At 55.2% G+C, this 25,592-nt stretch carries 22 protein-coding genes; 10 read left to right on the top strand and 12 right to left on the bottom strand.

Annotated features, from left to right (window positions below; translation table 11 throughout):
* Positions 1-9 precede the first annotated feature (9 nt).
* From LQ901_RS11585 to hpt, 5 genes are all read left to right on the top strand, one after another.
* Positions 10-1,029: a Fe(3+) ABC transporter substrate-binding protein gene (locus LQ901_RS11585; RefSeq protein WP_152136747.1), complete on the top strand. Its 1,020-nt coding sequence runs from the start codon at positions 10-12 to the stop codon at positions 1,027-1,029.
* A 119-nt stretch (positions 1,030-1,148) separates the two neighbouring features.
* Complete coding sequence (locus tag LQ901_RS11580; protein ID WP_039046745.1) at positions 1,149-2,780, top strand: iron ABC transporter permease; 1,632 nt, start codon at positions 1,149-1,151, stop codon at positions 2,778-2,780.
* A 1-nt stretch (position 2,781) separates the two neighbouring features.
* On the top strand, positions 2,782-3,816 hold the full coding sequence (locus tag LQ901_RS11575) for an ABC transporter ATP-binding protein (RefSeq protein WP_233672268.1): 1,035 nt from the start codon (positions 2,782-2,784) through the stop codon (positions 3,814-3,816).
* 791 nt (positions 3,817-4,607) lie between these two features.
* Positions 4,608-5,678: a porin OmpA gene (gene ompA, locus LQ901_RS11570; protein ID WP_039046747.1), complete on the top strand. Its 1,071-nt coding sequence runs from the start codon at positions 4,608-4,610 to the stop codon at positions 5,676-5,678.
* 311 nt (positions 5,679-5,989) lie between these two features.
* A complete protein-coding gene (hpt, locus tag LQ901_RS11565) occupies positions 5,990-6,520 on the top strand; it encodes a hypoxanthine phosphoribosyltransferase (protein ID WP_010862577.1) in 531 nt (176 codons plus the stop codon).
* Between the two features lie 110 nt (positions 6,521-6,630).
* On the opposite strand, the gene can is transcribed toward hpt, so the two are convergent.
* Positions 6,631-7,305, bottom strand: a complete 675-nt coding sequence (can, locus tag LQ901_RS11560; RefSeq protein WP_010862576.1) for a carbonate dehydratase — start codon at positions 7,303-7,305, stop codon at positions 6,631-6,633.
* Between the two features lie 128 nt (positions 7,306-7,433).
* Between can and LQ901_RS11555 the strand changes: the two genes are divergently transcribed.
* Positions 7,434-8,399, top strand: coding sequence for an ABC transporter ATP-binding protein (locus LQ901_RS11555; protein ID WP_152136122.1), 966 nt, complete (start codon positions 7,434-7,436; stop codon positions 8,397-8,399).
* The gene (locus LQ901_RS11550) at positions 8,396-9,166 is read left to right on the top strand and encodes an ABC transporter permease (RefSeq protein WP_039045939.1); all 771 of its coding nucleotides are present in this window, start codon (positions 8,396-8,398) and stop codon (positions 9,164-9,166) included. Before LQ901_RS11555 ends, LQ901_RS11550 begins: the two co-directional genes overlap by 4 nt.
* Before the next feature lie 156 nt (positions 9,167-9,322).
* Here LQ901_RS11550 and LQ901_RS11545 read toward each other — a convergent pair whose 3' ends face one another.
* The 7 genes from LQ901_RS11545 to gluQRS all read right to left on the bottom strand — a co-directional run bounded on the left by LQ901_RS11545 (position 9,323) and on the right by gluQRS (position 16,583).
* Positions 9,323-10,765: a diguanylate cyclase gene (locus LQ901_RS11545; RefSeq protein ID WP_233672267.1), complete on the bottom strand. Its 1,443-nt coding sequence runs from the start codon at positions 10,763-10,765 to the stop codon at positions 9,323-9,325.
* A 406-nt stretch (positions 10,766-11,171) separates the two neighbouring features.
* On the bottom strand, positions 11,172-11,552 hold the full coding sequence (gene panD / locus LQ901_RS11540) for an aspartate 1-decarboxylase (protein WP_010862571.1): 381 nt from the start codon (positions 11,550-11,552) through the stop codon (positions 11,172-11,174).
* Between the two features lie 148 nt (positions 11,553-11,700).
* A complete protein-coding gene (gene panC, locus LQ901_RS11535; RefSeq protein WP_152113347.1) occupies positions 11,701-12,555 on the bottom strand; it encodes a pantoate--beta-alanine ligase in 855 nt (284 codons plus the stop codon).
* Positions 12,556-12,646: 91 nt separating this feature from the next.
* Positions 12,647-13,441 (bottom strand): 3-methyl-2-oxobutanoate hydroxymethyltransferase, encoded by a 795-nt coding sequence (gene panB / locus LQ901_RS11530; protein ID WP_010862569.1) that lies wholly within the window; start codon positions 13,439-13,441, stop codon positions 12,647-12,649.
* A gap of 89 nt (positions 13,442-13,530) precedes the next feature.
* Entirely contained in the window at positions 13,531-14,019 is a 489-nt protein-coding gene (gene folK, locus LQ901_RS11525) for a 2-amino-4-hydroxy-6-hydroxymethyldihydropteridine diphosphokinase (RefSeq protein WP_233672266.1), read from the bottom strand.
* Positions 14,016-15,446 carry a polynucleotide adenylyltransferase PcnB gene (gene pcnB, locus LQ901_RS11520; protein ID WP_233672395.1) on the bottom strand — a complete coding sequence of 477 codons (1,431 nt, stop codon included), beginning with the start codon at positions 15,444-15,446 and terminating at the stop codon, positions 14,016-14,018. Before pcnB ends, folK begins: the two co-directional genes overlap by 4 nt.
* A gap of 249 nt (positions 15,447-15,695) precedes the next feature.
* Entirely contained in the window at positions 15,696-16,583 is an 888-nt protein-coding gene (gene gluQRS, locus LQ901_RS11515) for a tRNA glutamyl-Q(34) synthetase GluQRS (RefSeq protein WP_233672265.1), read from the bottom strand.
* A 10-nt stretch (positions 16,584-16,593) separates the two neighbouring features.
* Between gluQRS and LQ901_RS16775 the strand changes: the two genes are divergently transcribed.
* A complete protein-coding gene (locus LQ901_RS16775; RefSeq protein WP_255698384.1) occupies positions 16,594-16,716 on the top strand; it encodes a hypothetical protein in 123 nt (40 codons plus the stop codon).
* 78 nt (positions 16,717-16,794) lie between these two features.
* Here the strand turns inward: LQ901_RS16775 and dksA are convergent, their stop codons facing one another.
* The 3 genes from dksA to thpR form a co-directional block, all read right to left on the bottom strand.
* Complete coding sequence (gene dksA, locus LQ901_RS11510; protein ID WP_010862565.1) at positions 16,795-17,247, bottom strand: RNA polymerase-binding protein DksA; 453 nt, start codon at positions 17,245-17,247, stop codon at positions 16,795-16,797.
* A gap of 130 nt (positions 17,248-17,377) precedes the next feature.
* Positions 17,378-18,082 carry a DNA/RNA nuclease SfsA gene (gene sfsA / locus LQ901_RS11505; RefSeq protein WP_152136119.1) on the bottom strand — a complete coding sequence of 235 codons (705 nt, stop codon included), beginning with the start codon at positions 18,080-18,082 and terminating at the stop codon, positions 17,378-17,380.
* The gene (gene thpR / locus LQ901_RS11500; RefSeq protein WP_010862563.1) at positions 18,072-18,617 is read right to left on the bottom strand and encodes an RNA 2',3'-cyclic phosphodiesterase; all 546 of its coding nucleotides are present in this window, start codon (positions 18,615-18,617) and stop codon (positions 18,072-18,074) included. The genes sfsA and thpR overlap by 11 nt, the downstream gene beginning before the upstream one ends.
* 190 nt (positions 18,618-18,807) lie before the next feature.
* Here thpR and hrpB point away from each other — a divergent pair, with 190 nt between their 5' ends.
* Together hrpB and mrcB are read left to right on the top strand one after the other, a co-directional pair.
* Complete coding sequence (gene hrpB, locus LQ901_RS11495; protein ID WP_230406989.1) at positions 18,808-21,273, top strand: ATP-dependent helicase HrpB; 2,466 nt, start codon at positions 18,808-18,810, stop codon at positions 21,271-21,273.
* A gap of 275 nt (positions 21,274-21,548) precedes the next feature.
* Positions 21,549-24,062 carry a bifunctional glycosyl transferase/transpeptidase gene (gene mrcB, locus LQ901_RS11490; protein ID WP_084977259.1) on the top strand — a complete coding sequence of 838 codons (2,514 nt, stop codon included), beginning with the start codon at positions 21,549-21,551 and terminating at the stop codon, positions 24,060-24,062.
* 124 nt (positions 24,063-24,186) lie between these two features.
* Here the strand turns inward: mrcB and hemL are convergent, their stop codons facing one another.
* A complete protein-coding gene (gene hemL / locus LQ901_RS11485) occupies positions 24,187-25,473 on the bottom strand; it encodes a glutamate-1-semialdehyde 2,1-aminomutase (protein ID WP_047708752.1) in 1,287 nt (428 codons plus the stop codon).
* Positions 25,474-25,592: the final 119 nt, after the last annotated feature.

Raw genomic sequence — 25,592 nt, 5'->3', positions numbered from 1 at the left:
AAAGAACAGATGAAGCGTACGTTTAGCTCTCTGGCATTACTGGCTGCCACCTTGGTTTCCGGCACTACGCTGGCCGCTGACAATGAAGTGAATGTGTATTCTTATCGTCAACCGTATCTGATTGAGCCGATGCTCAAAGAATTCACCAAAGAGACCGGCATCAAGGTCAACATGGTGTACGCCGAAAAAGGCTTGGTGGAGCGTCTTAAGCGTGAAGGTGAGTTGAGCCCTGCGGATGTGGTGCTGACCGTGGATATCAGCCGCGTGATGGAAGTGGTGAGTGCTGGTTTGGCGCAGCCACTGCAAGATGCGGTGCTGGAGAAAAATATCCCCGCGCAATACCGTGACTCTGATGGCCGCTGGTTTGCGCTGACCCTGCGTGCGCGAGCCATTTACTCCTCGAAAGATCGCGTAGGTCCTTTGCCGCTGAGCTTTACCTATGCGGATCTGGCCGATCCGAAGTACAAGGGTAAAGTGTGTGTGCGCTCCGGTAAAAACGCCTACAATGTTTCTCTGGTGGCCTCGATGATTGCCCATCAAGGGGTAGAGAAAACCCGTGCGTGGCTGGAAGGCGTGAAGGCTAACTTGGCGCAAAAACCACAAGGTGGCGATCGCGATCAGGTGAAAGCCATTAAAGAAGGCGTGTGCGATCTGGCGCTGGGTAACAGCTATTACTTAGGTAAGATGCTGGAAGATGACAAGCAAAAGGCGTGGGCTGAATCGGCGATCATTAACTTCCCGAACCAGCAGGCTGATGGTACGCACGTGAATATCAGTGGTGTGGTGCTGACCAAGTATGCACCAAACAAAGATAACGCAATCAAACTGATGGAGTTCCTGAGCGGCGATACTGCGCAGCACATGTACGCGGAAGTGAACTATGAATACCCTGTGAAAGCTGATGTAGCACCATCGGAGCTGGTGGCGTCATGGGGCACCTTCAAGGCAGATAAGCTGCCACTGGAGACCATCGCCAATAACTACAATCAGGCTCTGCAGCTGATTGATGAAGTGAAGTTCGATCTGTAAGTCGATTGACGGTGTTGTACACCGACAGGCAGACATTGATGCACAGGGACAGGGAGAGTTTCTCCGCTGTCCCTGTTGTCGTTGCTGCGCCGGCACAGACCTGATGATGAAGTTGTATCATGCGTAAACCGAAAAATCTGGGCTGGAGCCTTGCCGCATGGCTGTGCGGGCTCTTGCTGGTCGTTCCGATTGCGGCCATTTTCTTTGAGGCGTCGTCGCCTTCCGGTGAGCTGTTTGGTCACCTGTGGGACAGCGTACTGAGCAGTTATTTGACCAACTCGCTGCTACTGGTGGCAGGCACGGTGGGCTTGAGCTTATTGCTCGGCTTACCGGCGGCTTGGCTGATGGCGATGTACCGCTTTCCGGGCCAAAAAGTGTTGCAGTGGGCGCTCTGTTTGCCGCTGGCGCTACCCGGTTATTTGGTGGCCTATCTGTATACCGATTTGCTGGACTTTTCCGGGCCGGTGCAGGGCAGTTTACGCGCCTTGTTTGGCTGGCAGACGCTGCAAGATTACTGGTTTCCTCCGATCCGCACCTTAGGCGGCGCCTGCCTGATTTTGGCGCTGGTGCTCTATCCGTATATTTATCTGCTGACCCGCACTGCCTTAATGGAGCAATCATCGACATTGCTGCAATCGGCGCGTTTGCTGCGAGCCTCGCCGTGGCAGGTATTGTGGCGGGTGTGTTTGCCGCTGGCGCGTCCGGCGATCGCCGTGGGGGCATCGCTGGTGGCGATGGAGACCTTGGGCGATTTTGGTACCGTGGCCTATTTTGCGGTGCCGACCTTAACCACCGCGGTGTATGACACTTGGCTGGGCTATGGCGATCTCAGTGCGGCGTCTAAAATCGCGGCGCTGATGCTGCTAGCAGTGTTTGTGCTGGTCAGTTTAGAGCGTTACAGCCGGCGGCGTCAGCGCGTCTATCAAAAGCATATGGGGCGTGAAGCGCATGAATTGACGCCGCTGCAAGGTTGGCGCTCTGCCGGTGCGCAGCTGTATTGCTGGACGCTGGTACTGTTGGCGTTTGGTCTGCCGGTCGGTAAATTACTGTATTGGGTGATGCTCTATTTTGAGCAGTCGTGGACGGCGCAGTTTTTAACGTACAGTTGGCACAGTCTGAGTGTGTCTTTGTTGGCATCCGGCCTGACCTTGTTGGTGGCGCTGCTACTGAATTTCTATCACCGTTTACAGCCGCGCAATTACAGCAGCGTGCCGATGCGTTTGGCCTCTTTGGGTTATGCGGTGCCGGGCACCGTGCTGGCGATTGGTTTGTTGATCCCGCTGACTGGCGCCGATCACGGGTTGAATGCGCTGGCTAAGTCGTTGGGGTTGCCGCTGCCGGGGTTGGTGTTCAGTGGCTCGTTACTGGCACTGGTGTTTGCCTACAGTGTGCGTTTCTCGGCGATGGCGGTCGGTGGAGTGGAGAGCACCTTGGCCAAGGTGTCGCCGTCGCTGGATATGGTGAGTCGTACGCTGGGCAGCCGTCCGCTGTCGATGTTGCGGCGGGTGCATCTGCCGTTGCTGCGTCGCGGGTTATTGACCGCGGCGATGATGGTGTTTATCGAAAGCATGAAAGAGCTGAATGCCTCTTTACTGCTGCGGCCATTTAACTTTGATACGCTGGCCACCCATGTCTTTACCTTTACCTCCGATGAACAGCTGGAGCTGGCGGCGTTGCCGGCGCTGGTACTGGTGCTGGTGGGTCTGTTGCCGGTGATTTGGTTGAACTTGTCGTTACAGCGGAAGTCCTGATATGTATGCGTTATCTGCTACCGACCTGACCTGCCGTTATGAAGGCAAGGCGGTGTTGCAAAATCTGTCACTGCATGTGGCACCGAATGAAATTCTCTGTCTGCTTGGCAGCAGTGGTTGCGGTAAAACCACTTTGCTTAAAGCGATTGCTGGCTTGTTGCCGCTCAGTGATGGCGAGATCTTGATTGCCGGTGACAGTATGAGCCGTGCGGGGATGACGGTTGCGCCAGAGCACCGCCATCTGGGCATGATCTTTCAAGACTACGCGCTGTTTCCGCACTTAACCGTGGAGCAAAATGTTGGCTTTGGTTTGCATGGGCAACCGAAAGCGCAGATCCGCGCGGCGGTCGCGGAGATGCTGGCGTTGGTGCGGCTAGATGGGCTGGAAAAGCGTTTTCCGCACGAGCTCTCCGGTGGCCAACAGCAGCGGGTGGCAATCGCGCGGGCGCTGGCCTGCAAGCCGGCGTTGCTGTTGCTGGATGAGCCGTTTTCCAACATCGATACGCAGGTACGTTTTGCCATGATTGAGGAGATCCGCCGGATCTTAAAAAATCGTGGAGTGGCGGCCATTTTCGTTACCCACAGCAAAGAAGAGGCCTTTGCCTTTTCCGATCGCATGGCGGTGATGAACGAAGGGCGCATTGCGCAAATTGGTGAGCCATCGGCTCTGTACCATCAGCCGCACAGTCGCTTTGTGGCTGATTTCCTCGGCTCGGCCAATTATCTGGTTGCCACGGTGGGCGAGGATAAGCAGACGCTGGATACCCTGCTGGGGCGCTTTACCTTCCCTGAAGTATTGCCGTTTGCCGCCGGTAGTGAGGTGGAGTGGATGCTGCGTCCGCAGCAGATGCAGCTGCGTGCAGATCCGAAGGGTGAAGCGGTGGTGATCAGTCGCCAGTTCCTCGGTAGCATCAGCTGTTATCATGTCGAGCTGGCGGGGGTGTGTTTGATGATCCACGCCAATACGCCATTGCTGCCGGGTGAGCGTGTGCATCTGGCGGTGGATTGCCAAGTGCCGGTGTTGTTTGCTCGTTAAGGTGCCCGTCAGTCAGTAGGCGCAAGAGAGAGTCTCTTTTCGGTTAGCTACGGTTAATCGGGAAGAGGCTTGTTGTGTTGCCATGTGCTGGTTTGTTTTTTCTTCTCTTCTCTTCTCTTCTTTGCTTTTCCCTTCTGAGCTTTTCCTGCTGGCCGTTCTCTTGGCCTTGGTTCTCTTGAGGAGATCGCAGGGAAAAAAGCATAACTCTGGCGATTAAGTTAGACCGTTTTTAGCCAAGAAAATTGATGATTATTTATGCGCGAACGTAACCAAATATAGGCGCTTAATCGGCAGATTTGACCGGTGATGTTCGACATATTCTGTTACCGCTTTCACTGCCATTTACATCTAGGGATGCAACTAACCGTGAGCGAACATGAACAGCGGTAACCGGTTGTAAGGTGGCGGTGCAATTGGCTTACGCAGTACGTCATCGGTGGCGCTGTTTCTAGCGGGTAACGGTATCTTTCTGTGATCAGTTTTTTCATCCCAATGAGGTTTTAAGCTGGGTAGAACTGATTGAGCGATAAACACTTTTTTACGCAATGCGCCAGCGTCAGGCTAGCATCAGCCAGTGCGCTGAGTAGACTGCCTAATCAAGACGTGCTGCCTAAAACAGCCATCGTATTTGGGATGCGAGTGGTGTTTTATGTCGGTCACGCCGCGAACTTAGACTCAGGCAAGCATTGTTTATTTGGCAGGCAGAGTCACGTGACTAGCGTGATGTGTGTAACTGCAAAACAGGCCTGATAAATCAATTTTTTGCCTTCAGAATGATAACGAGGCGCGCAATGAAAAAAACAGTAATCGCTCTGGCTCTGGCCGGCATGGCATTCGCCGCATCTACACAAGCAGCTCCTCAATCTGGTACTTGGTACACTGGTGCCAAACTGGGTTGGACTCAGTACTACAGCCTGTCTGACGACAGCAACATGACCGTAACCGACACCAAGAAAAACAACGTGGGTGGCGGTATCTTCGGGGGCTACCAGTTTAATCCATGGTTAGCTGCTGAATTGGGTTATGACTACATGGGTAACATGCGTGTGCATACCCTGCATGACGGCGACGGCCGCTTCAGCAGCCAAGGTATTCAACTGACCGGTAAACTGAGCTATCCGCTGCCAATTTGGAACAACAGCATGGATATCTATACCCGTCTGGGGATCATGGGCTATCGTGCTGATATGCGTAATCTGGATAACACCCACTTTGATCACAACGGTGACAAGTACGGTGTAGCGCCAGTGGCGGCATTGGGTGCCGAATACGCCTTTAACGATCACTGGTCTGGCCGTATGGAATACCAGTGGGTAGGTAAAATGGGTAAAGAGTCCGATACCGGTATGAAAGCCGATAACGGCATGCTGAGCCTGGGTGTTGCGTATCACTTCGGTGAAGCTGCGCCAGTGCCAGCCCCAATCCCAGCTCCGGCGCCAGAAGTGGAAACCAAGCATTTCACACTGACTTCTGACGTGCTGTTCAACTTCAACAAAGCCACTTTGAAAGCCGAAGGTCAGCAAGCACTGCAAAAACTGTATAGCCAAATCGGTGACATGGGTCTGACTAATCAGAGCATGATTGTGATTGGTTATACTGACCGTATCGGCTCTGACGCTTACAACATGAAGCTGTCTAAAGAGCGTGCGCAGTCTGTAGCCGACTATCTGGAACAACTGGGCGCACCAGCGAACATGATTAGCGTGGAAGGCCGCGGTAAAGCGGATCCAGTAACCGGCACTAAATGTGACGGGATCCATAACCGTAACGCGCTGATTGCTTGCTTGGCTCCCGATCGTCGTGTAGACATCGAAGTTCAAGGTACTAAAGCGCAAGTGGTTGACGTACAACAGGCGCAATAAGCGTACGTTGAAACTCTCTGTGTAACACCAGTTATCATCAATCTAAAAATCCTCGTCTGGCCTTGGCCGACGGGGATTTTTTGATGGTGCCGGACGGGAGGTAGGTGCGAGAGCGGCAGTCGACCGGAGTCTCTGGTATACTTGCGCGGTCCGGAGTGGCGTGCTGTGTGTCCGCACGGGGCGTCAGTCAGCCCGGTCACGCTCTTAAACCGGTTGGCGTGCGGCGGAACTGTCTTGCGGTGGAACTGCTCGCGGTGGAACCATGCGCGGCAACCTCAATAACGTTATTGAAAATCAACTGGATAAAATCAATGAAACATACCGTTGAAGTCATGATCTCCGAGCAGGAAGTCAAAAACCGGATTGCTGAACTGGGTGCCCAAATCACGGCACATTATCAGGGTAGCAATGACTTGGTGTTAATCGGCCTGCTGCGCGGCTCATTCATGTTCATGGCGGATCTGGCGCGCAGTATCGATCTGCCGCAAGAAGTCGACTTCATGACTGCATCCAGCTATGGCAACAGCATGAACAGCAACCGTGATGTGCGGATCCTGAAAGATCTGGATGATGACATCAACGGTAAAGATGTGCTGATTGTCGAAGATATCATTGATACCGGTTATACCCTGAGCAAGGTGCGTGAGATTTTAAGTCTGCGTAGCCCGAAATCCTTGGCTATCTGTACGCTGCTGGATAAACCAGAGCGCCGCGAAGTTGAGGTGCCGGTGGAGTGGGTTGGCTTTACCATCCCTGATGAGTTTGTGGTGGGTTACGGCATCGATTATGCGCAAAAATACCGTAATCTGTCGTACATCGGCAAAGTGGTTCCGCAAGAGTAAGCCTGCGAATGCCAGAAATTTCAGCTTGCTGATGTTCGTTTGTTAATGTCAGCTTGCTAATCAGCGCCTACGGGCGCTGATTGATTATTACTCTTAGATTTAAGCGCGCTTTATTCTTGCTCGGTCGGCAGCACTTGGTGTTGCTGAATAAAGGTCGCCATCGCGCTGCGATAATTCATCTCTAACGTCTCACGGCTGGTAGCGCTGACTTTCAGATCGCGCAGCAGACCGTCTTGCATCCCGTAAACCCAGCCATGCAGCATCACGTTCTGGTCGCGCTTCCACGCCGATTGGATGATGGTGGAGTTACCGAGGTTATACACCTGCTCAATCACGTTCAGTTCACTTAACATATCACCGCGCTGATCATGCGGGATCTTGCCCAGCAGATGGCTATGCTTGTACCAAATATCGCGGATATGCAGCAGCCAGTTGTTGATAAGGCCCAGTTCAGGGTTATCGATCGCCGCTTGTACCCCACCACAGCTGTAGTGACCGCAGATGATGATGTGCTCAACTTGCAGCACGTCTACGGCGTATTGCACGACCGACAGGCAGTTAAGATCGGTATGGATCACCAGATTGGCCACGTTACGGTGCACAAACAGTTCACCCGGAGCCATTCCGGTTAAGCGTTCGGCCGGCACGCGGCTATCGGAGCAACCAATCCACAAATAACGCGGCTTTTGGGTCTGGGCCAACCGTTCAAAGTAGGACGGGTCTTCGTTGCTGATATTTTCGGACCAGATCCGGTTATTGTGCATCAGGCGTTCGATGTTGTGCATTGGTGGCGTCCCTGTTAAGTCAGCGTGTCTTGCGTATAATAAAGCTTTGCCAATATAAGGTAACTGACGGGAAAAACAAACGTTAACTGTTACCAAATACCGCACGGTGAATCAGGAGCACAGAGCATATGTATGCGCTGGAAATAAAAGGCTTAACCAAAACCTACAGCAACGGGGTGCAGGCACTGCGTGGCATTGATTTACAAGTGCAAGCTGGGGATTTTTATGCCTTACTCGGCCCTAATGGCGCGGGTAAATCGACCACCATCGGCATCATCAGTTCTCTGGTGAACAAAACGGCCGGTAAGGTGAGTGTGTTTGGTCATGATATCGATACCGATCTGGTTAATGCCAAACGCCAACAAGGTTTGGTGCCGCAGGAGTTTAATTTCAACCCGTTTGAAACGGTGTTGCAGATAGTGGTGAATCAGGCCGGTTATTACGGCATCACGCGCCAAGAGGCATTGGTACGCGCCGAAAAATACCTGACCCAACTGGATTTATGGGAAAAGCGCGATAGCCGCGCACGGATGCTCTCTGGCGGGATGAAGCGCCGCTTGATGATTGCGCGCGCTTTGATGCATGAGCCGAAACTGTTGATTCTGGATGAACCGACGGCGGGGGTGGACATCGAGTTGCGTCGTTCGATGTGGAGTTTTCTGCAAGAGCTTAATGCGCAGGGCACTACCATCATTTTGACGACTCACTATCTGGAAGAAGCCGAGATGCTGTGCCGTAATATCGGCATTATTCAAGGTGGCGAGCTGATTGAAAACACGTCGATGAAATCGCTGCTGGCGAAGCTGGAGAACGAGACCTTTATCTTGGATCTGGCGCCGCACAGCCCACTCCCTAATCTGACCGGTTATCAGGCAACGCTCTTGGATACCAATACCTTGGAAGTGGTGGTCGCGCGCGAGCAAGGGCTAAACGGCATTTTCTCTCAGCTAAGTCAGCAAGGTATCCGTGTACTGAGTATGCGTAACAAAGCCAACCGCTTGGAAGAGCTGTTTGTCACGCTGGTTCGCGGTGAGCAAGAGGGAGAGACGGCGGTATCTGACGCGGCGGCTACACAAGAGGAAGAGCAGGCATGATGCGTTTATATTGGGTTGCGCTGCAAAGTATCTGGATTAAAGAGATCACCCGCTTTATGCGGATTTGGGTGCAGACGCTGGTGCCGCCAGTAATCACTATGTCGCTCTATTTTGTGATTTTCGGCAACTTGATTGGCTCGCGCATTGGCGACATGCATGGGTTCACCTACATGCAGTTTATCGTGCCGGGGCTGATCATGATGTCGGTGATCACCAACTCGTACTCCAACGTAGCCTCGTCGTTTTTTAGCTCCAAGTTTCAGCGCAACGTGGAAGAGCTGCTGGTGGCACCTGTGCCGACCCATGTGATTATCTGGGGTTATGTCGGTGGTGGTGTGGCGCGCGGTTTGTGTGTCGGTGCGATGGTGACTGCGGTGTCACTGTTCTTCATTCCGCTGGAAGTGCAGCATTGGTGGGTGGTGGTAACTACGTTACTGCTGACGTCTATCGTGTTTGCCCTTGGTGGTCTGATTAACGCGGTGTACGCTCGTACCTTTGATGACATCAGCATCATTCCGACCTTTGTACTGACCCCATTGACCTATCTGGGCGGCGTCTTTTACTCCCTGACCTTGCTGCCACCGTTCTGGCAAGGGGTATCGCGCTTAAACCCGATTGTGTACATGATCAGTGGTTTTCGTGAGGGCTTTCTCGGCATTTCCGACGTCGGTTTACCGATGACCTTCGGCGTGCTGCTGATGTTCGTGCTGGGGCTGTATGCCTTTGCGTGGCATCTGATTTCCCGTGGCGTGGGGTTGCGCAGCTAATGTCGCTAATGTAACTAATTTAGCGCAATGCATGGCGAGCTTTGAGCCGTACGCGCTTAACTTGCCAAGATGGGGATATTTCCTTTTCAATCCCGCCCGACAGGCATGCCTGCGGCGGGATTTTTTGTGCTCAGCGATGGTGTATCTGATGCTGCGTTAAGCCAGCATCGGACAACTGACGACCTGATTGCGCCCTTGCTGTTTGGCGCGATACATCGCCTGATCGGCGCGATTCAATGCCGATGACAGGCTCTCTGCTGTGTGATTAGCGACAATCCCGATACTGACGGTTACCGGCTCGCCGTGGGCAAAGGGATGTAAAGCGATCTGCTGGCATAACCGTTTAGCTTGCTGCTCAATGTGCTGCAACGGGTAACTGTGCAATGCGATAATAAATTCTTCCCCACCCCAGCGAGCAATCATTGCGATATCAGGCATATGTTTACGCAATAACGTGGCAATAGTGGCTAGCACCTGATCGCCGCTATGATGACCAAAGTGATCATTTATTTTCTTGAAATGATCGATATCGATAAACAGCAAGCATAACTTCCCAGCCGTCGCGTGATATTGCGGCCAGAGCGTTTCGAGATGCTTTTGTGCCCAACCACGGTTATAGAGTTGGGTGAGCGGATCTTCACTGGCCAGCTTGGCGGTGCGGCGCAGCGCATGTTTGAGTGCTTGGGTTTTGTGGTTGATGCGCCATTGCATCAAGGTACGGTTAGCCAAGTTCTCTTCTTGCATCTGGCCGAGCATCAGCAGAGGCAAACCAATCGAGATAATCAAAATCGCCCAGTAGGCTAAGCGGTGACTATCAACGGATAGCGCATGAAACAGCAGATTGTGTGAAGACAGGGTGAGCCCTTGCAAACCGAGCAGAAAGACGCAGGCGGTAGCACCTAGATAGCGAAACTGCAGGACCAGCCACACTGAACAAACAAAGATCAGCACACTGAAAATAGGGTGATAAATAGCCAGTAAGAGTGGGAAAGGTAGCAGCAGCCAAGCGCTGTAGTGCACCCATTTTACCTGCAGTCCTCGGTATTGTTGCAGCATCAGGGTATACAGCAAGGGAACTAATAAGAACATCCCTAGCGTGTTATTTAATCCTTGGGTCAAGATATAGCATAGCCAGTTAAGCTCGCTATCAGAGGCGGTCAGTTGACGGCGTTGAGCGATGAACACTACGCCTTGTAACGCGGCACCGATAAAAGGCACGGTGCAGCACATCCACGTAAAACGCAGCAACATCGGTTGGCTCCAACGCGCCCAGATTTTGCCTGGGATGCGCCAGATCCGAAAGCCAAGCCACGCTTCGAAACAGTCAATCAGACTGGCCAGTATGCTGGATACGAGACTATTGCCAAGTTCGGTCAGCCCTTCACTCAATGAGCCAATATCTTGCACATTAAATTGCAGATACAGGATTTGTTGATCGGTGCTCAGTAGCGAGTAATACCCGTTGACGGCAAATGAGGCGCAAAAAATCCAAGGTAAGGCTCGCTTGCCGTAGCGGCAATACATCAATAGACCGATACCGGCTGGTAACCACAACAGTGCCAAGCTTTTGGGTGCCAGCTCCGTTAACTGTATGCTCAAGTAGCCAAAGCCAATATAACTGATCGCCCAGGCAAGCAGAGCCAGACATGAAGAACGTGCTAGACGGTGCATAAATAATAAAGGTGATAACCCAAAAGGAGTATTTTACATTACAGGGCGTCCGTTTCAGAGTTTTGCTTTAATTTATATCACTTATTTATAGTTTCATTGTGTTAATTGATTATATTCTGGCTATTAACGCTTTATGGTGGTGATTTTACAGGTTTTTATTTTGTGGTTTTTGTTGGTGATGATCACGAGCGGTAATAAAATGGTTGTGAATAGTTAACCGGTGATTAAGAAATTATATGCAGTGCAGTAATAAGGGAAGATGGTGCGGTATCAAGATTGATGACGCGCATCCGGAATACCGGATACGCGTAGGAGATCGGGCTTAGTGCGGCGCTTAGGCTACCTGAACGGGGATAGCGCGAGCTTGGCGTTTCAGATTATTGTGTTCATCGAAGTAGGCGACCATCGGCTTATGCCGACGTGCTTCTTCATCGCTGACTTGCACATAAGCGCAGATGATCAGCAAATCACCGACACTGGCTTTGTGCGCTGCCGCGCCGTTGACCGAGATAATTTTCGAGCCGCGTTCGGCGGCAATCGCGTACGTTGAGAAACGCTCACCATTGGTCACGTTGTACAGATCAATGGCTTCATATTCTAAAATTCCGGCCGCCTCCAGAAAATCCACATCGATGGCGCAGGAGCCTTCATAATGCAGATCGGCTTGGGTTACGGTGACCCGGTGAAGTTTGCCGCGCAGCATGGTTCGTTGCATAACTTTCAATCCTTTGTACGACTGACTCGCTGTACTGAATTTGTTGAAGTACAGGTGACGGCAGCATTTGCCAGCTCCTGTACCGCACTGTACGAGACGGCAAAGGGCGCGGTATCGTACAGCTTTTAACCAGCACACTATTCCCTAATCAGGGGTGAATGTCTACTACCATATTGTCGATCAGGCGCGCTTTGCCCAGCCATGCCGCCATCAGTAATACGGCCTGTTGGCTAGTCGCATCCAGCGGTTGCAAGCTGTGTGCATCGCGGATAAAGAGTTCATCGGCGCGTAATCCGGCTGCGGCCAGCGCTTCTTTGCCGTCCGCGATGATTTGCTCATAGGCCATCGGCTGCTGTTGCAGTGCGCTGGCCATTTGTTGCATCACGCGATACAACGCGGGAGCTTGTGCTCGCTCTTCTGCGCTCAGGTAGCCATTGCGTGAACTTAAGGCCAGGCCATCGGCAGCACGCACAGTCGGTACACCGACAATCTCAATATCAAAGGCCAGATCAGCCACCATTTGCCGGATCAGCGCCAGCTGTTGGTAATCTTTTTGCCCGAAGCAGGCCACATCCGGTTGCACTAAGTGGAACAGGGTGCTGACGACGGTTGCGACACCGCGAAAGTGTCCCGGACGGCAAGCGCCTTCCAGAATGCTGGAAATGGCCGGGACATCGACAATCGCCTGATTGTGCATTCCGCGTGGGTAAATGGCATTGGCATCGGGGGTAAACACCGCGTGAACCCCAACCGCGCGCAGTTTGGCGCAGTCTTGCTCGAGGGTGCGTGGGTAGTTGGCCAGATCGTTGGCATTATCAAATTGCAGTGGATTGACGAAGATGCTGGCAATCACCACATCGGCGCGCGCTGCCGCTTCGCGCATCAAGGTCAGGTGACCGTCGTGCAAGTTGCCCATGGTCGGAACGAAGGCAATGCGCTGGCCGCTACTTTTTAGGCGGCGAATTTCACGACGTAAAATCAGGGGCGTTTCAATGATCAGCATGCTGTACTCCTTCACCTCGGGGAGCGGCGTGAAACCTGATGCTCCCCGAAGCCTTTGCGTGTTAAGCCCGATGTGTCCGAACGGGGAAATCTTAGTTGAAGGTGTGTTCGGCGGCAGGGAATAAACTTTGCTCGACTTCACTGACGTACTGGCGGATCGCTTGGCGGATATCACCGGTTTCAGCCAGATAGTTTTTGGAGAATTTCGGCATGTAGTTGGCGGAAATTCCCAGTGCATCGTGCATTACTAGGATTTGGCCATCGGTACTGACACCGGCCCCGATGCCAATCACCGGAATCAGCAAACGGCGGGTGATCTCTTCGGCCAAGGCGGCCGGAACGCACTCCAGTACCAGCATTTGGGCACCGGCTTGTTGCAAGGTTAATGCATCGTGCAGGATTTGCTCGGCAGCTTCGGCATTGCGCCCTTGCACCTTGTAGCCACCAATCAGGTTGACCGATTGTGGGGTGAGGCCTAAATGGGCACAAACCGGTACGGCGCGCTCGGTTAACATCCGAATGGTGTCACTTAACCAGCTACCACCTTCCAGTTTGACCATGTTAGCGCCGGCTTGCATCAGGCGTGCAGCATTGTGACAGGCTTGTTCGGGGGTGGCATAACTCATGAATGGCATGTCGGCCAGCAGCAGACACTCTGGCGCGCCGCGCCGTACGCAGCGGGTGTGGTAGGCAATTTCATCAACGGTGACCGGCAGGGTGTCGTCCTGTCCTTGCAGCACCATACCGAGTGAATCGCCGACCAGCATCACGGGGACGCCTTGCTCGGTGAACAGTTTGGCAAAGCTGGCATCATAAGCGGTAATGGAAGCGAACTTGCGCCCTTCCTGCTTCCACTGACGCAGGTGGGTGAGTGTGATCTTACTCATGCAGACCCTTCTTCTGTTGTGTGAACATCATTGTTCAAGTTTCTCATGCGCATGTGTATGGGCATGGGGTTGACGCTGGCGGCGTCAAATTAGGCGTCCTGCCAGCGCTCCAGATTATTGCTTGCCACCTGACTGACCCAGTGTTGCAGCGTGCTGCCATCTGGCAACACCAACGCGGGGGCGATTTCCGCCAACGGATAGAGCACAAACTCACGCGTGCGCATGCCGTAATGGGGAATGATCAAGTTGGGGTGATCTATCTGCTGATCACCGTACAGTAAAATATCCAGATCCAAGGTACGCGGGCCCCAACGTTCGGCTTTGCGTACTCGGCCTTGTTGTAACTCAATTTGCTGCGTGGCGTCCAGCAGTGCCAGTGGCGTCAGCGTGGTATCCAGCGCCGCCACGGCATTGATGTAATCCGGCTGATCTTGCGGCCCCATCGGTTTGCTGCGATACAACCCAGAGACCGCTACCAGACGACTGTCTGGTAGCGCAGCTAACGCGCGGATCGCCGCGCGCGCTTGTTGCACCGGCTCGACTAAATTACTGCCGATCGCGATGTAGGTACGGATCATTCGACGGCCTTTTTCGCGGCCGGACGACGGCGACGGAAATGCGGACGACGTGGACGACGCGGTTTATCGCTGCTGTTACCGCCTTCACGGCCCAGATCGCGCATCAGATCATTGCGCTGATCGCCGTTGCTGGCTTGGAAATCGGCCCACCACTGCACCAGGGTTTGCAATTCGCGACCTTCCAGACCGGCGCGCAGCTCCAGCAGATCAAAACCGGCGCGGAATTTCGGATGCTCCAGCAAGCGCAGCGCTTTTTTACCCTGACGGCGTGGCAGACGCAGTTGCAGCATCCAGATATCACGGATCAAGGTGGTCAAACGGCGCGGAATGGCCAGTGTTTTGCACTGCTCATCCAAAATGTCATTCATGGCCAGCATGAAGGCATCGTAGTAAGTCAGGCCGCTTTCGTGCGCAATTTCGTGCGCGCGCTCAGCCAGTGGGTACCACAGCATGGTCGCGAATAAGAAGGCAGGGTTAACACGCTTACCTTCTTGAATGCGCACATCGGTATTGTGCAGCACGCGCTCCAGCATTCGCTCTAGCTGGCTGTCTTCGTGCTGGGTGAAACCGGCGGCGATGGTCGGGAACAGTTGCTGGAACAGGTTATATTGGCGCAGCAATTTATAGGTTTGCAGACCATAACCGGCTTGCAGCAGTTTGAGGGATTCTTCAAACAGGCGCGCCGGCGGAATGCTGTGCAGCAGGTAGGCCAGTTCTGGAATCGGATCGGCCGTTTCTGGAGTCAGCGTCATCTCGAGTTTGACCGCAAAGCGGATCGCGCGCAGCATCCGCACCGGATCTTCGCGGTAGCGAGTTTGCGGATCGCCAATCAAGCGCAGGACGCGGTTGTGCAAGTCTTCCACGCCATTGGCGTAGTCACGAATGCTGAAATCGGCGATGTTGTAGTACAGGCCATTGACAGTAAAGTCGCGGCGCTGCGCATCTTCATCAATGTTGCCGTACACGTTGTCGCGCAGCAGCATGCCGCCATCGGATTGGGTGGATTGCTGCGGTTGCAGATCGTCTTCCGCTTCTTCGTGGCTATGATGGCCGCGGAAGGTCGCCACTTCGATCACCTCTTCGCCAAACAGCACGTGAGCTAGCCGGAAACGGCGGCCAACCAGTCGGCAGTTTCGGAACAGGCGACGGACTTGTTCAGGGGTGGCATTGGTGGAAACGTCAAAATCCTTCGGATGTTTGCCGAGCAGCAGATCGCGCACCCCGCCGCCAACCAGATAGGCTTCATAACCGGCTTTATGCAGGCGATACAATACCTTCAGCGCATTTTCACTGATGTCTTTGCGGGAGATTCCGTGGTGCTCGCGCGGAATAATGATAGGACCTGTCTGGGTGGCTGGGGTCTCAGCCGTCGGAGTGTCTGACTGTCCGAGCACTTTACGACAGAAATTGGCTACGCGTGTAAAAATGGTACACCTCACAAGGGTTATACCGCGCACCGGATCGGCTCCACGCTCTGGTGGGAGCAACTGATCTCTCCGTGCTGCGGCAACGCAAAAAACCGTACAGGCCGCGATCATGGCGGCTACGGTCAGTAATTGTGGCTAATAATAACGCAGCCCCCGCCAATTGAGAATGGCGGAGAGCGCGGCTTTTACCGCACCGGTCGGGATGATGAGGCAAAATGGCCACGATTTAGGTCTTTTCTGGCGCTCTTTTTAGGGATGCAGTGGCGGGATCTCGCTATGGCGACGCGGGATGCGCTGCAAATCCCAATGCGTGATGGCCCATTGCAGCAGTTCATCGATGTTGCCTTGCTGCCAATCCGTCGGCACGACTTGACCTAAAAATTGCAGCGCCCGTGCCAGATGTGGCAAAGGATTCGCCGGATCGATAGCGGTCGCGTGGTTTTGCTTGGACAGCTTGCTGCCATCGGCATTGACTACTAACGGCAGATGCAGAAAATCCGGCACCGGTGCGTTTAAACGCTGATACAGGGCGATTTGGCGTACCGTTGGCTCCAGTAAATCGGCACCGCGCACAATTTCGGTCATACCTTGGTGAATATCATCAATCACCACCGCCAGATTATAGGCGAACAGCCCATCGCGGCGGCGGATAATAAAGTCCTCTTCGGCCAGTGCGGTGGGCACGCTAACCTCACCAAAGAGCTGGTCGGTAAATCGGTACACCGGTTGATGCTGGTAGAGGCGTAGAGCCGCATCCTTGGCGTCATAACCTAAATCACGGCAGTGGCCGTTGTAGCCGTCACCCATCGCTTGGCGTTGCTGGCGTGAGCAGCGACAGTAATAGGCATCCCCTTGCTGCAGTAGGGTGTCGATCACCGCTTGATAGGCGACATGGCGCTGCGATTGGTAGACAATCGGGCCATCCCAATACAGGTGATAGGCTTCGAGGGTGCGGATAATGCGCTCACTGGCGCCAGCGACTTCGCGCGGCGGATCGATATCTTCGATACGCAGTTGCCACACCCCTTGGCGGTGGCGGGCCTGTAAGAAGCTGCCGAGGGCGGCAACTAAAGAGCCGAAATGCAGATCACCGGACGGCGACGGAGCAAAGCGGCCGACATAACGCAGTTCATTCATGGTGGTCGTGATGACAGATAAGGCAGTCGGTATGCGCATTATCCTAATACAATTCTGCGCGGCTGAGTATGGCGGATGGTCGCCGGCATGGCGCTATAACGGCACCGATCGCAATAAAGGCTACGCGCAATAAAGACTGCGCAATAAAGACAGCGCAATAAAAGACAAAAGGGAGCCTTGGCTCCCTTCTGGTTTGGCGTATTGACGGTAATTAACCGGCCATCTGCTTTTCGCGGATCTCGGCCAGTGTCTTACAGTCGATGCACAGATCAGCGGTCGGACGAGCTTCAAGGCGGCGGATCCCGATTTCAACGCCGCAGGACTCGCAGAAACCGAAATCATCTTCTTCGATCTTCAGCAGAGTCTTCTCGATCTTCTTGATCAGCTTACGCTCACGATCACGGTTACGCAGTTCCAGGCTGAACTCTTCTTCCTGTGCCGCCCGGTCAACCGGGTCTGGGAAGTTAGCTGCTTCATCCTGCATATGGGTAACTGTGCGATCGACCTCAACCCTGAGCTGATTACGCCATGCCTCAAGAATCTTTCTGAAATGCGCAAGCTGAGCGTCATTCATGTACTCCTCGCCCGGTTTTTCCTGGTAAGGATCGACACCGGCGATGGCAAGAATGCCCAGAGACGATTTCCTGATTTGGCCTTCTGGCATGCTGCTTCTCCTAAATTCGCGCTACCCACCCCCTGTGGGGGGTAAAAATTAGGCCGCTATAAATAGCAGAAGGATACCGGTATGGCAATTCTTCGCATCCATGCTGTGAAGATAAGCGCAATTTACCGGCTCATTCCGCCCACGATAGCGGCGTATTAAGCACCATGCCTTGCGCCGAGAGGGTTGCTTGATAGCAAATCACCTCGACGCCCTGCTGTACTGCCGCGGTCAACATCCGAGCATAATCCGGGTCAATATGCCGGGCAGCACGTACCTGTGTGATCCCGCTGTGCAAGACGGCGAAGAACAGCACAGCCCGTTTTCCCTGTTGAGCCATTTGCGTCAGTTCGCGAAGGTGCTTTTGTCCGCGAACCGTAACGGCATCGGGAAAGTATCCACACTGTTGTTGCAGTAAGGTGACAGACTTCACTTCAATATAGCAGTCAGCGCGTTTTGGATCGCTTAGCAGCAGATCTATTCTGCTGTTTTCCTCACCGTAACGCACTTCCCGTGCAATTTGTGTATAGCCCGCCAGCTCCGAAATACGATTGGCGCGCAAGGCTTCTTCCACCAAGGCGTTGGCGCGCAGTGTATTTACGCAGATCCAGTCGCCCGCGGCGGTTTCGGTGAGCTCCCAGCTATGCCGGTATTTACGCTTCGGATTTTCGGAGGCGGAGTACCATACCCGATCTCCGGGCGTTGCGCACCCTGTCATTGCACCGGTATTGGCGCAATGCAACGTCATTGTGTTTCCGTCCGACATTTCAATGTCAGCCAGAAAGCGTTTGTAACGGCGAATTAAGCGGCCGCATTCCAAAGGGGGATCAAACTGCATGGGGAGCACCCAATGACCAGCGTTGCAGTTCTGTATAACGGCTACCACGCGGTGTAAGTTCTGAACAATACAGAGAAAAATGGCTAAAGCTGACTGACCAGCCCGGCGTTTGTGACGGCAGGATCAGCGGATGATGGGCGCGTCGAAACAAGGTGATATGTGGGCTAAACGGGGTCGCCGGTTGCGGCAAACCGCAGCGCACCGCGGCGGCGCGCAGTGCCGAGGCCAGCGCCAATAGCGGCCGTGGGCTATACCGAGGGCCGAGCCAGATAATGCCGGCTTTCGGCCAGTGACCGAGGTTATCCAGCGTCAGACTAAAGGGCTGATTTTGCAGCCGCTCGGCAATGCGGCACACACTATCGCGCTGTGCCGGTCGGGTATCGCCGAGAAAGGCCAGTGTCAGATGCAGCTGGGTGGCCGGCGTAGGGCGCGCCGGACGCTGAACATCAAAGGTCTGGTTGCGCCAATGCACAATATTGCGCGCCAACGTCGGCTGTAGGGTCAACGTAAAGAAAAGGCGCTGGGTGCTGCTCACGGGCATCTCTTTATATAACAAAATAGTCTCGGTTGACGGTCATTTCAGGTTATTTACGCGCAGGTCTACCTGTCTCGCATTTTGCGCATCAGAGTACAGGTTGCAAGGGGTTTGCTACAATGCGCCGGCCTGATTTTTACGACGACAGCTTGGCTTTGTGTGTTGAGCTGGTTTGCCTGGTGTATGAGTTATGACCATGACTGCTCCTGATTTACCGATCTGCGTTGTGATCCCTGACGTACTGGCTGCATTGCAGCAGCATCCGGCGGTATTGCTTAGCGCGCCGCCTGGCGCGGGCAAGTCGACCTATTTGCCGCTGACGCTGCTGGAGCAGCCGTGGCTGAGCGGAACGATTTTACTGCTGGAGCCGCGCCGCTTAGCTGCGCGCAGTATCGCCGAGCGTTTGAGCAGTCAGCTCGGTGAGCGCTGCGGACAAACCGTGGGCTATCGGATGCGTGCCGAAGCCAAGGTCAGTGCCATGACGCGCTTGGAAGTGGTGACAGAAGGCGTATTAACTCGCCGCTTGCAGCAAGACCCCGAGTTGAACGGGGTGAGCCTGATTATTTTTGATGAATTTCATGAGCGCAGTGTGCAAGCTGAGCTGGCGTTGGCCTTGGCGCTGGATGTGCAAGAAGGGCTGCGTGATGACCTGCGCCTGCTGGTGATGTCGGCCACCTTAGATGATCAGGGGCTGCGCAATTTGCTGCCTGATGCGCCGTTGGTCAGCTCTGCGGGGCGCGCCCATCCGGTCACGGTGTTGCATCAACCTTATCCGCCGCATCAAGCGCTGGAAGAGGCGGTCAGCCTGGCGGTGTGTCAGCTGTTAGCGCAGGAATCGGGCTCGGCGTTGGTGTTTTTACCCGGCATGGGCGAGATAGAGCGCGTCAGTCGCCGTCTCGAGGGGCGCTTGCCGCCGGATACACAGGTGTGTCCGCTGTATGGTGCACTCACCTTGGCCGAGCAGCAACGGGCAATTGCGCCCGCACCCAGTGGGCAGCGCAAAGTGGTGCTGGCGACCAATTTGGCAGAAACCAGTTTGACTATCGAAGGTGTGCGCTTGGTGATCGATAGCGGCACCGAGCGACTGGCCAGTTTTGACCCGCGTAGCGGTCTGACCCGTTTGCAAACCACGCGAATCGCCAAGGCATCGATGACCCAGCGCGCAGGGCGTGCAGGGCGTACCGAGCCGGGCGTGTGTCTGCGCCTGTACAGCAGCGAACAAGCCGAACGCGCCGCCGAGTTTACGCCGCCGGAGCTGTGCCGCAGCGATTTAAGCGCCATTTGGCTGGAATTGCTGCAGTGGGGCTGCAGCTCATGGCAGTCGCTACGCTTTATTGATTACCCTCCGGTTGCCCATCAGGCCGCCGCAGAAACCTTGCTGCGCCGTTTACAGGCCACCGATGAGTCAGGGCGCCTCACCGCCCGTGGCCGCGAGCTGGCGGCGTTAGGCTGCGATCCCCGCCACGGAGTGCTGCTGCTCAGCGGTCGGGAGCGCGGCGAAGCGGCATTAGCGGCGCGTTTGGTGGCGCTATTGGAAGAGCCGCCGCGCACTCAAGTGACGCCCGATCCGGATCGCCTCACCGCACGTCAGCGCCAGCGCGCCGAAACGCTGTTGGGGCGCTTAACGCCGAATGCGGCGCGCGCTACCGAAAACAACACGTACAGCGCACCGGATTTGATTGCCGAGCTGTTGGCCAGCGCGTATCCGGATCGCATTGGCGTGGCGCGCAGCCATGATGGCCGTTTTCAGTTATCTGGCGGTAACGGCGCCTTTATTGAGGCCGACAGCCCACTGGCCGCTCAGCGTGCGTTGGTCGTACCGAGTCTGATTTTGGGCGCGTCGAGTCGTGAGGCGCGGATCTTGCTCGCTTGGCCGGTAAGCTCATTGGAGGCACTGGCGGCGCAATTGCCTCAGTTGGTCAGTGAGCAGATGGCGCTGGAGTGGGATGAGGCGCGCGGTACCTTGCGCGCTTTGCGCCGTCGCCGTTTAGGGGCACTGACCTTGAGCGAGCAGCCGATGAGCGCGCCTGAGCCGGCGCAAATGCGCCAAGCGCTGCTGGATTGGGTCGCCGAGCAAGGCTTAGCGGTGCTGAATTGGGATGAATCCGCGGTGCAGTTACGTGCGCGCTTACAGTGCGCCGCACGCTGGTTACCGGAGCTGCCGTGGCCGTCGGTGGAGGATGAGGCGCTGCTCGCGTCCCTGGATAGCTGGTTAGGGCCACAGCTTGAGGGCGTGCGTGATGTGCGCGGTTTACGCCAGTTGGATCTGAGCGCGGCGCTGAATAATCTGCTCGATTGGCAGCAGCGCCAGCGTTTAGAGCAACTGCTACCGGTGTGTTATACCGTGCCGACTGGCTCGCGCATCGCGATCCGCTATGCGCCGGATGCCGATCCGGTGCTGGCGGTGCGTCTGCAAGAGGTGTTTGGCGAGTCGGCATCTCCGCGTATTGCCGATGGCCGTGTGGCGTTGGTGTTGGAGTTATTGTCACCGGCGCGTCGCCCGCTGCAGATCACCCGCGATCTGCAGGCTTTCTGGCAAGGGGCGTATAAAGAAGTACAAAAAGAGATGAAGGGGCGTTATCCCAAGCATGTGTGGCCGGACGATCCAGCCAATACCCAAGCTACTCGTGCCACGAAACGGCACTGGCAGGGCTAATAAGGGCGCGGCTGGAGAAGGCGAGCGTGTGCAAGCAAGGAAGGCGACCTTCACGCTTTCAGTACGCCGCCTTAGCAAGGGCGCATGCATGCTGTGACCTCGTCCTCTGCATGGGGTGAAAGAGCGAGCACTGCTGCCTGATTCAACGTTATAATCGCGCCTTTTAATGCCGTTAGTCGTTAATGGCTGTATCGGTGTGACACCGCATTTGTTCAGGCCGCGTTTGCCGGCCTGTTAGAGATGACTCGTGCAAGCAGGAGAAACCGGCAGGGATCATGCGTTACGACGACCAGGATGAAGATCGTGCTCCGATTGGACGCCGCCAGAAACCGGCGCGCAATAACCGCGCGCCGGCACGGCGTTCGCCCGCACATAACCGGAAGAATGAACAGGATGATGATGAGTGGTATGACGATCCTGACCGCGACTTGCCCGATGATGAGCAGGACGAGGAGGCGTATGACGACGACTATGACGACGATCATGATGAGCTCGCCGATGATGATGCGGAGGAGCAACTGATGGCGCGTCGTCCGTCGTGGAAACGGCGCTTGTTGAGCCTTGGGCTGAAGCTGGCGCTGGTCGGGATTGCGGTGATGGCGCTGTGGGGCATCTATCTGGATGGCAAAATTCGCGATCGGATGGATGGTCAGGTGTGGCAGCTACCGGCCTCGGTGTATAGCCGGATCATCAACTTGCAACCGGGTGAGCCGTATTCGCTCAAGATGATGAGCGAAGCGCTGGAAGGGATGCAATACCGTCCAGTGAATGCGTTGCGCCGTCCTGGTGACATGGTGGTGGGTAAGAGCAGCATCGACATTTTCCGTCGTCCGTTTGATTTTCCGGATGGCCCTGAGCCGCAGATGCGCTTGCGTTTGAGCTTTGCCAATAATCAATTGGTGAGCATGCGCGATCTGGACAGCAACGAGCAGATGCAAATGCTGCGGATCGATCCGAAGCTGATCGCCATGTTGCAGTCGCCGCATAACGAGCAGCGTCTGTTTACGCCGCGCGAAGGTTTCCCTGATTTGCTCATCGAAACCTTGCTGTTAACCGAAGATCGCGACTTTTATCAGCACGATGGCATCAATCCACTCGCCATTGGCCGCGCGATTTGGGTCAACTTGCTGGCCGGTCGCACCGTGCAGGGCGGCAGTACCATTACCCAGCAGTTGGCGAAAAACCTGTTTTTGACCAATCAGCGCTCGTTAATCCGTAAGGCGCGTGAAGCCTATATGGCGGTGCTGATTGACTATCGCTACAGCAAAGAGCGCATTCTGGAAACCTACCTGAATGAGGTCTATCTGGGGCAAAACGGCAACGATCAAATTCACGGATTTGCGCTGGCTAGCCTGTTCTATTTTGGTCGGCCGGTGAATGAACTGACCACCGATCAGCAGGCGCTGTTGGTGGGGATGGTCAAAGGGCCGTCCTATTACAACCCGTGGCGCTACCCTGAGCGCGCCATTGAGCGCCGCAATGTGGTGCTGAAAGTGATGCAGGAGCAGCAGGTCATTGACCAAGAGCTGTATGACCTGTTGAGTAAGCGTCCGCTGGGGATCCAAGCGCGTGGGGTGGTAACGGCTAGCCAGCCGGCGTATATGCAGGTGATGCGCCAAGAGCTGCGTCAGGCGCTCGGCGATAAGTCAGAGAAACTCTCTGGCATGCGCATTTTCACCACGCTAGATCCGGCAGTGCAAAACGCGGCGGAAAAAGCGGTGCAAGACGGCATTCCAGCGCTGCTCAGTCAGCGTCATCTGAAGCAGTTGGAAACGGCCATGGTGGTTACTGACCGCTACAGCGGGGAGATCCGCGCCATGATTGGCGGCGCGCAAACCCGCTATGCCGGCTTTAACCGTGCTTTACAAGCGCGGCGTCCGATTGGTTCGTTGATCAAGCCGCCGGTGTACATGACCGCGCTGACCATGCCAGATCGCTTCCGCCTGAATACGCCGCTGTCGGATAATCCATTGTCGATGCGTATGCCAAATGGCCAGCTGTGGCAGCCGAAAAACTACGATCGTAAATACCGTGGATCAGTAACTTTGCTGACGGCGCTCAGTAACTCCCTCAACGTGCCAACGGTGAACCTAGGCATGCAAGTGGGCTTAGATACCATCGCCACTGAGCTGACCAAGATGGGCATCGATAATCAGTACATCCCGCGTTTACCGGCGATGTTGCTGGGCGCTATCAGCTTAACGCCGATGGAAGTGACCCAGATGTACCAGACACTGGCCAGTGGCGGTCAGTATGTGCCGATGTCGACCTTGCGAACCGTGCTGGATGAGAACGGTCAGCCGCTGTACGAAAGTCTGCCGCAGGCGCAAAGCGTAGTGCCAACACAGGCTGCTGATTTGGCGCTGTACGGTATGCAGCAGGTGGTGGCGTCGGGTACTGCGCGCTCACTGAATAAGAGTTTTAACGCCGGATTGGCCGGTAAAACCGGTACTACCAATGAGCTGCGTGACAGCTGGTATGTTGGGGTAGATGGTAAGAACGTGGTGACGGTGTGGGTTGGCCGAGATGATAACGGCGAAGCTAAGCTTACCGGTGCTAATGGTGCCTTGACCTTGTATCGCCGCTATCTGGAAGCGTTGCCGCCGATGCCTCTGGTGCTGAAAATGCCACCGGGGATCGCGTGGATTGGCGTGACACCGTCCGGTCAGTTCGATTGCGGCGCGCCGCAAAAACTGCCGGTGTGGACGAGCGATCCGGATCAGTTCTGTGCGCCACCGAATCCGGTGGATCAAATGGGAAGCTGGCTGCAGAACGTGTTGGGCTTGTAAGCCGCACAACAGTTGGGCAGTTAACTGTCTGCGGTAAAAAAAGCCCCGTCATCGACGGGGCTTTTTATTGCTATGGCGAAACGACTTCAAAACCGCCAGCATTTTAGCTTCGGCTGGAGTCTCTTCAGTCTTGCAGACGCGCAAAGCAGCGCTCGGCGGCGGCCACGGTGGCATCGATATCCGCTTCGCTGTGTGCCAGCGACATAAAGCCGGCTTCAAAGGCCGATGGTGCCAGATACTGGCCTTCATCCAGCATCAGGTGGAAGAAGCGCTTGAAGCGCTCGGCATCACAGGCAACTACTTCTTGATAGCAGGTGACCTGCGGCGCATCGGTGAAGAACAGGCCAAACATGCCGCCAACCTGATTCACCACCAGGCCGATATTCTGGCGCTTAGCCGCGGCGCGCAGGCCATCGGCCAGACGCTCGGTCAGGGCGGTCAAACGCGCTGATTGGCCAGATTCTGCCAGTGTAGTCAGGCAGGCATAACCGGCGGCCATCGCAATTGGGTTACCGGACAGCGTACCGGCCTGATACACCGGACCGGTTGGTGCGATGTGCGCCATGACATCACGACGGCCACCAAAGGCACCGACTGGCATGCCGCCGCCGATGATCTTGCCCAGACAGGTCAGATCCGGCGTCACGCCATAGTGCGCCTGTGCGCCGCCGAGGGCGACACGAAAACCGGTCATCACCTCGTCAATAATCAGCAATGCGCCATACTGATCACACAGGCGACGCAGCCCCGGCAGGAAATCCGGTTGTGGCGGGATACAGTTCATGTTGCCCGCTACCGGCTCGACGATGATACAGGCGATGTCATTCGGATAAGCGCGGAACGCTTCTTCGACGGAGCTCAGATCGTTATACGTGCAGGTCAGGGTATGTTTGGCAAAATCCGCCGGTACACCCGGTGAGTTAGGCTGGCCCAGTGTCAGTGCGCCGGAGCCGGCTTTCACCAGCAGGGAGTCGGCATGACCGTGATAGCAGCCTTCGAACTTAATTATTTTGTCACGATTTGTGAAACCGCGCGCTAAGCGGATAGCACTCATGGTAGCCTCTGTGCCTGAGCTGACCATGCGGATCATTTCCATGGACGGCACCAGTCGGGTCACCAGTTCGGCCATTACCACTTCCATCTCGGTCGGTGCGCCGAAGCTTAATCCGCGCTCAGCGGCTTCAATCACCGCCTGACGGATAGCAGGATGGTTATGTCCCAGCACCATCGGCCCCCAAGAGCCGACGTAGTCAGTGTACTGTTTGCCATCCACATCAAACAGATACGCGCCATCAGCGCGGGCAATAAACAGCGGGCTGCCGCCGACACCATTGAAGGCGCGGACCGGTGAGTTGACGCCGCCGGGGATGGTTTTTTGCGCTTGGGCAAACAAGGTTGCAGATTTGGTCATACGGCTATCCTGAATGTCTGTGACCGCACCGTGTCTATGATCTGGGCCCGTACCACGTTGCTGAGCCGGCCAACTTGGAGGCAGCGCACTTGGTGAGCACAATCGTCTGTGATGACACA

The organism is Plesiomonas sp. PI-19 (assembly GCF_021368255.1).
Classification (GTDB): Bacteria; Pseudomonadota; Gammaproteobacteria; order Enterobacterales; family CAMTGL01; genus Plesiomonas; species Plesiomonas shigelloides.
The sequence above is the reverse complement of the archived record's forward strand: the minus strand, read 5'-3'. Positions and strand labels throughout refer to the sequence as shown.

Coding starts and splice junctions, on each gene's coding strand:
- panC (WP_152113347.1), bottom strand. CDS start 12,555: ATGCTGATCATTGAAACGCCCCTGATTTTACGTCGTGAAATTCGCCGC.
- LQ901_RS11575 (WP_233672268.1), top strand. CDS start 2,782: ATGTATGCGTTATCTGCTACCGACCTGACCTGCCGTTATGAAGGCAAG.
- sfsA (WP_152136119.1), bottom strand. CDS start 18,082: ATGCAGTTTGATCCCCCTTTGGAATGCGGCCGCTTAATTCGCCGTTAC.
- panB (WP_010862569.1), bottom strand. CDS start 13,441: ATGAGTAAGATCACACTCACCCACCTGCGTCAGTGGAAGCAGGAAGGG.
- LQ901_RS11585 (WP_152136747.1), top strand. CDS start 10: ATGAAGCGTACGTTTAGCTCTCTGGCATTACTGGCTGCCACCTTGGTT.
- folK (WP_233672266.1), bottom strand. CDS start 14,019: ATGATCCGTACCTACATCGCGATCGGCAGTAATTTAGTCGAGCCGGTG.
- can (WP_010862576.1), bottom strand. CDS start 7,305: ATGCACAACATCGAACGCCTGATGCACAATAACCGGATCTGGTCCGAA.
- LQ901_RS11580 (WP_039046745.1), top strand. CDS start 1,149: ATGCGTAAACCGAAAAATCTGGGCTGGAGCCTTGCCGCATGGCTGTGC.
- hrpB (WP_230406989.1), top strand. CDS start 18,808: ATGACCATGACTGCTCCTGATTTACCGATCTGCGTTGTGATCCCTGAC.
- panD (WP_010862571.1), bottom strand. CDS start 11,552: ATGCAACGAACCATGCTGCGCGGCAAACTTCACCGGGTCACCGTAACC.
- mrcB (WP_084977259.1), top strand. CDS start 21,549: ATGCGTTACGACGACCAGGATGAAGATCGTGCTCCGATTGGACGCCGC.
- LQ901_RS16775 (WP_255698384.1), top strand. CDS start 16,594: ATGACAGATAAGGCAGTCGGTATGCGCATTATCCTAATACAATTCTGC.
- hemL (WP_047708752.1), bottom strand. CDS start 25,473: ATGACCAAATCTGCAACCTTGTTTGCCCAAGCGCAAAAAACCATCCCC.
- LQ901_RS11555 (WP_152136122.1), top strand. CDS start 7,434: ATGTATGCGCTGGAAATAAAAGGCTTAACCAAAACCTACAGCAACGGG.
- gluQRS (WP_233672265.1), bottom strand. CDS start 16,583: ATGAATGAACTGCGTTATGTCGGCCGCTTTGCTCCGTCGCCGTCCGGT.
- ompA (WP_039046747.1), top strand. CDS start 4,608: ATGAAAAAAACAGTAATCGCTCTGGCTCTGGCCGGCATGGCATTCGCC.
- hpt (WP_010862577.1), top strand. CDS start 5,990: ATGAAACATACCGTTGAAGTCATGATCTCCGAGCAGGAAGTCAAAAAC.
- LQ901_RS11550 (WP_039045939.1), top strand. CDS start 8,396: ATGATGCGTTTATATTGGGTTGCGCTGCAAAGTATCTGGATTAAAGAG.
- dksA (WP_010862565.1), bottom strand. CDS start 17,247: ATGCCAGAAGGCCAAATCAGGAAATCGTCTCTGGGCATTCTTGCCATC.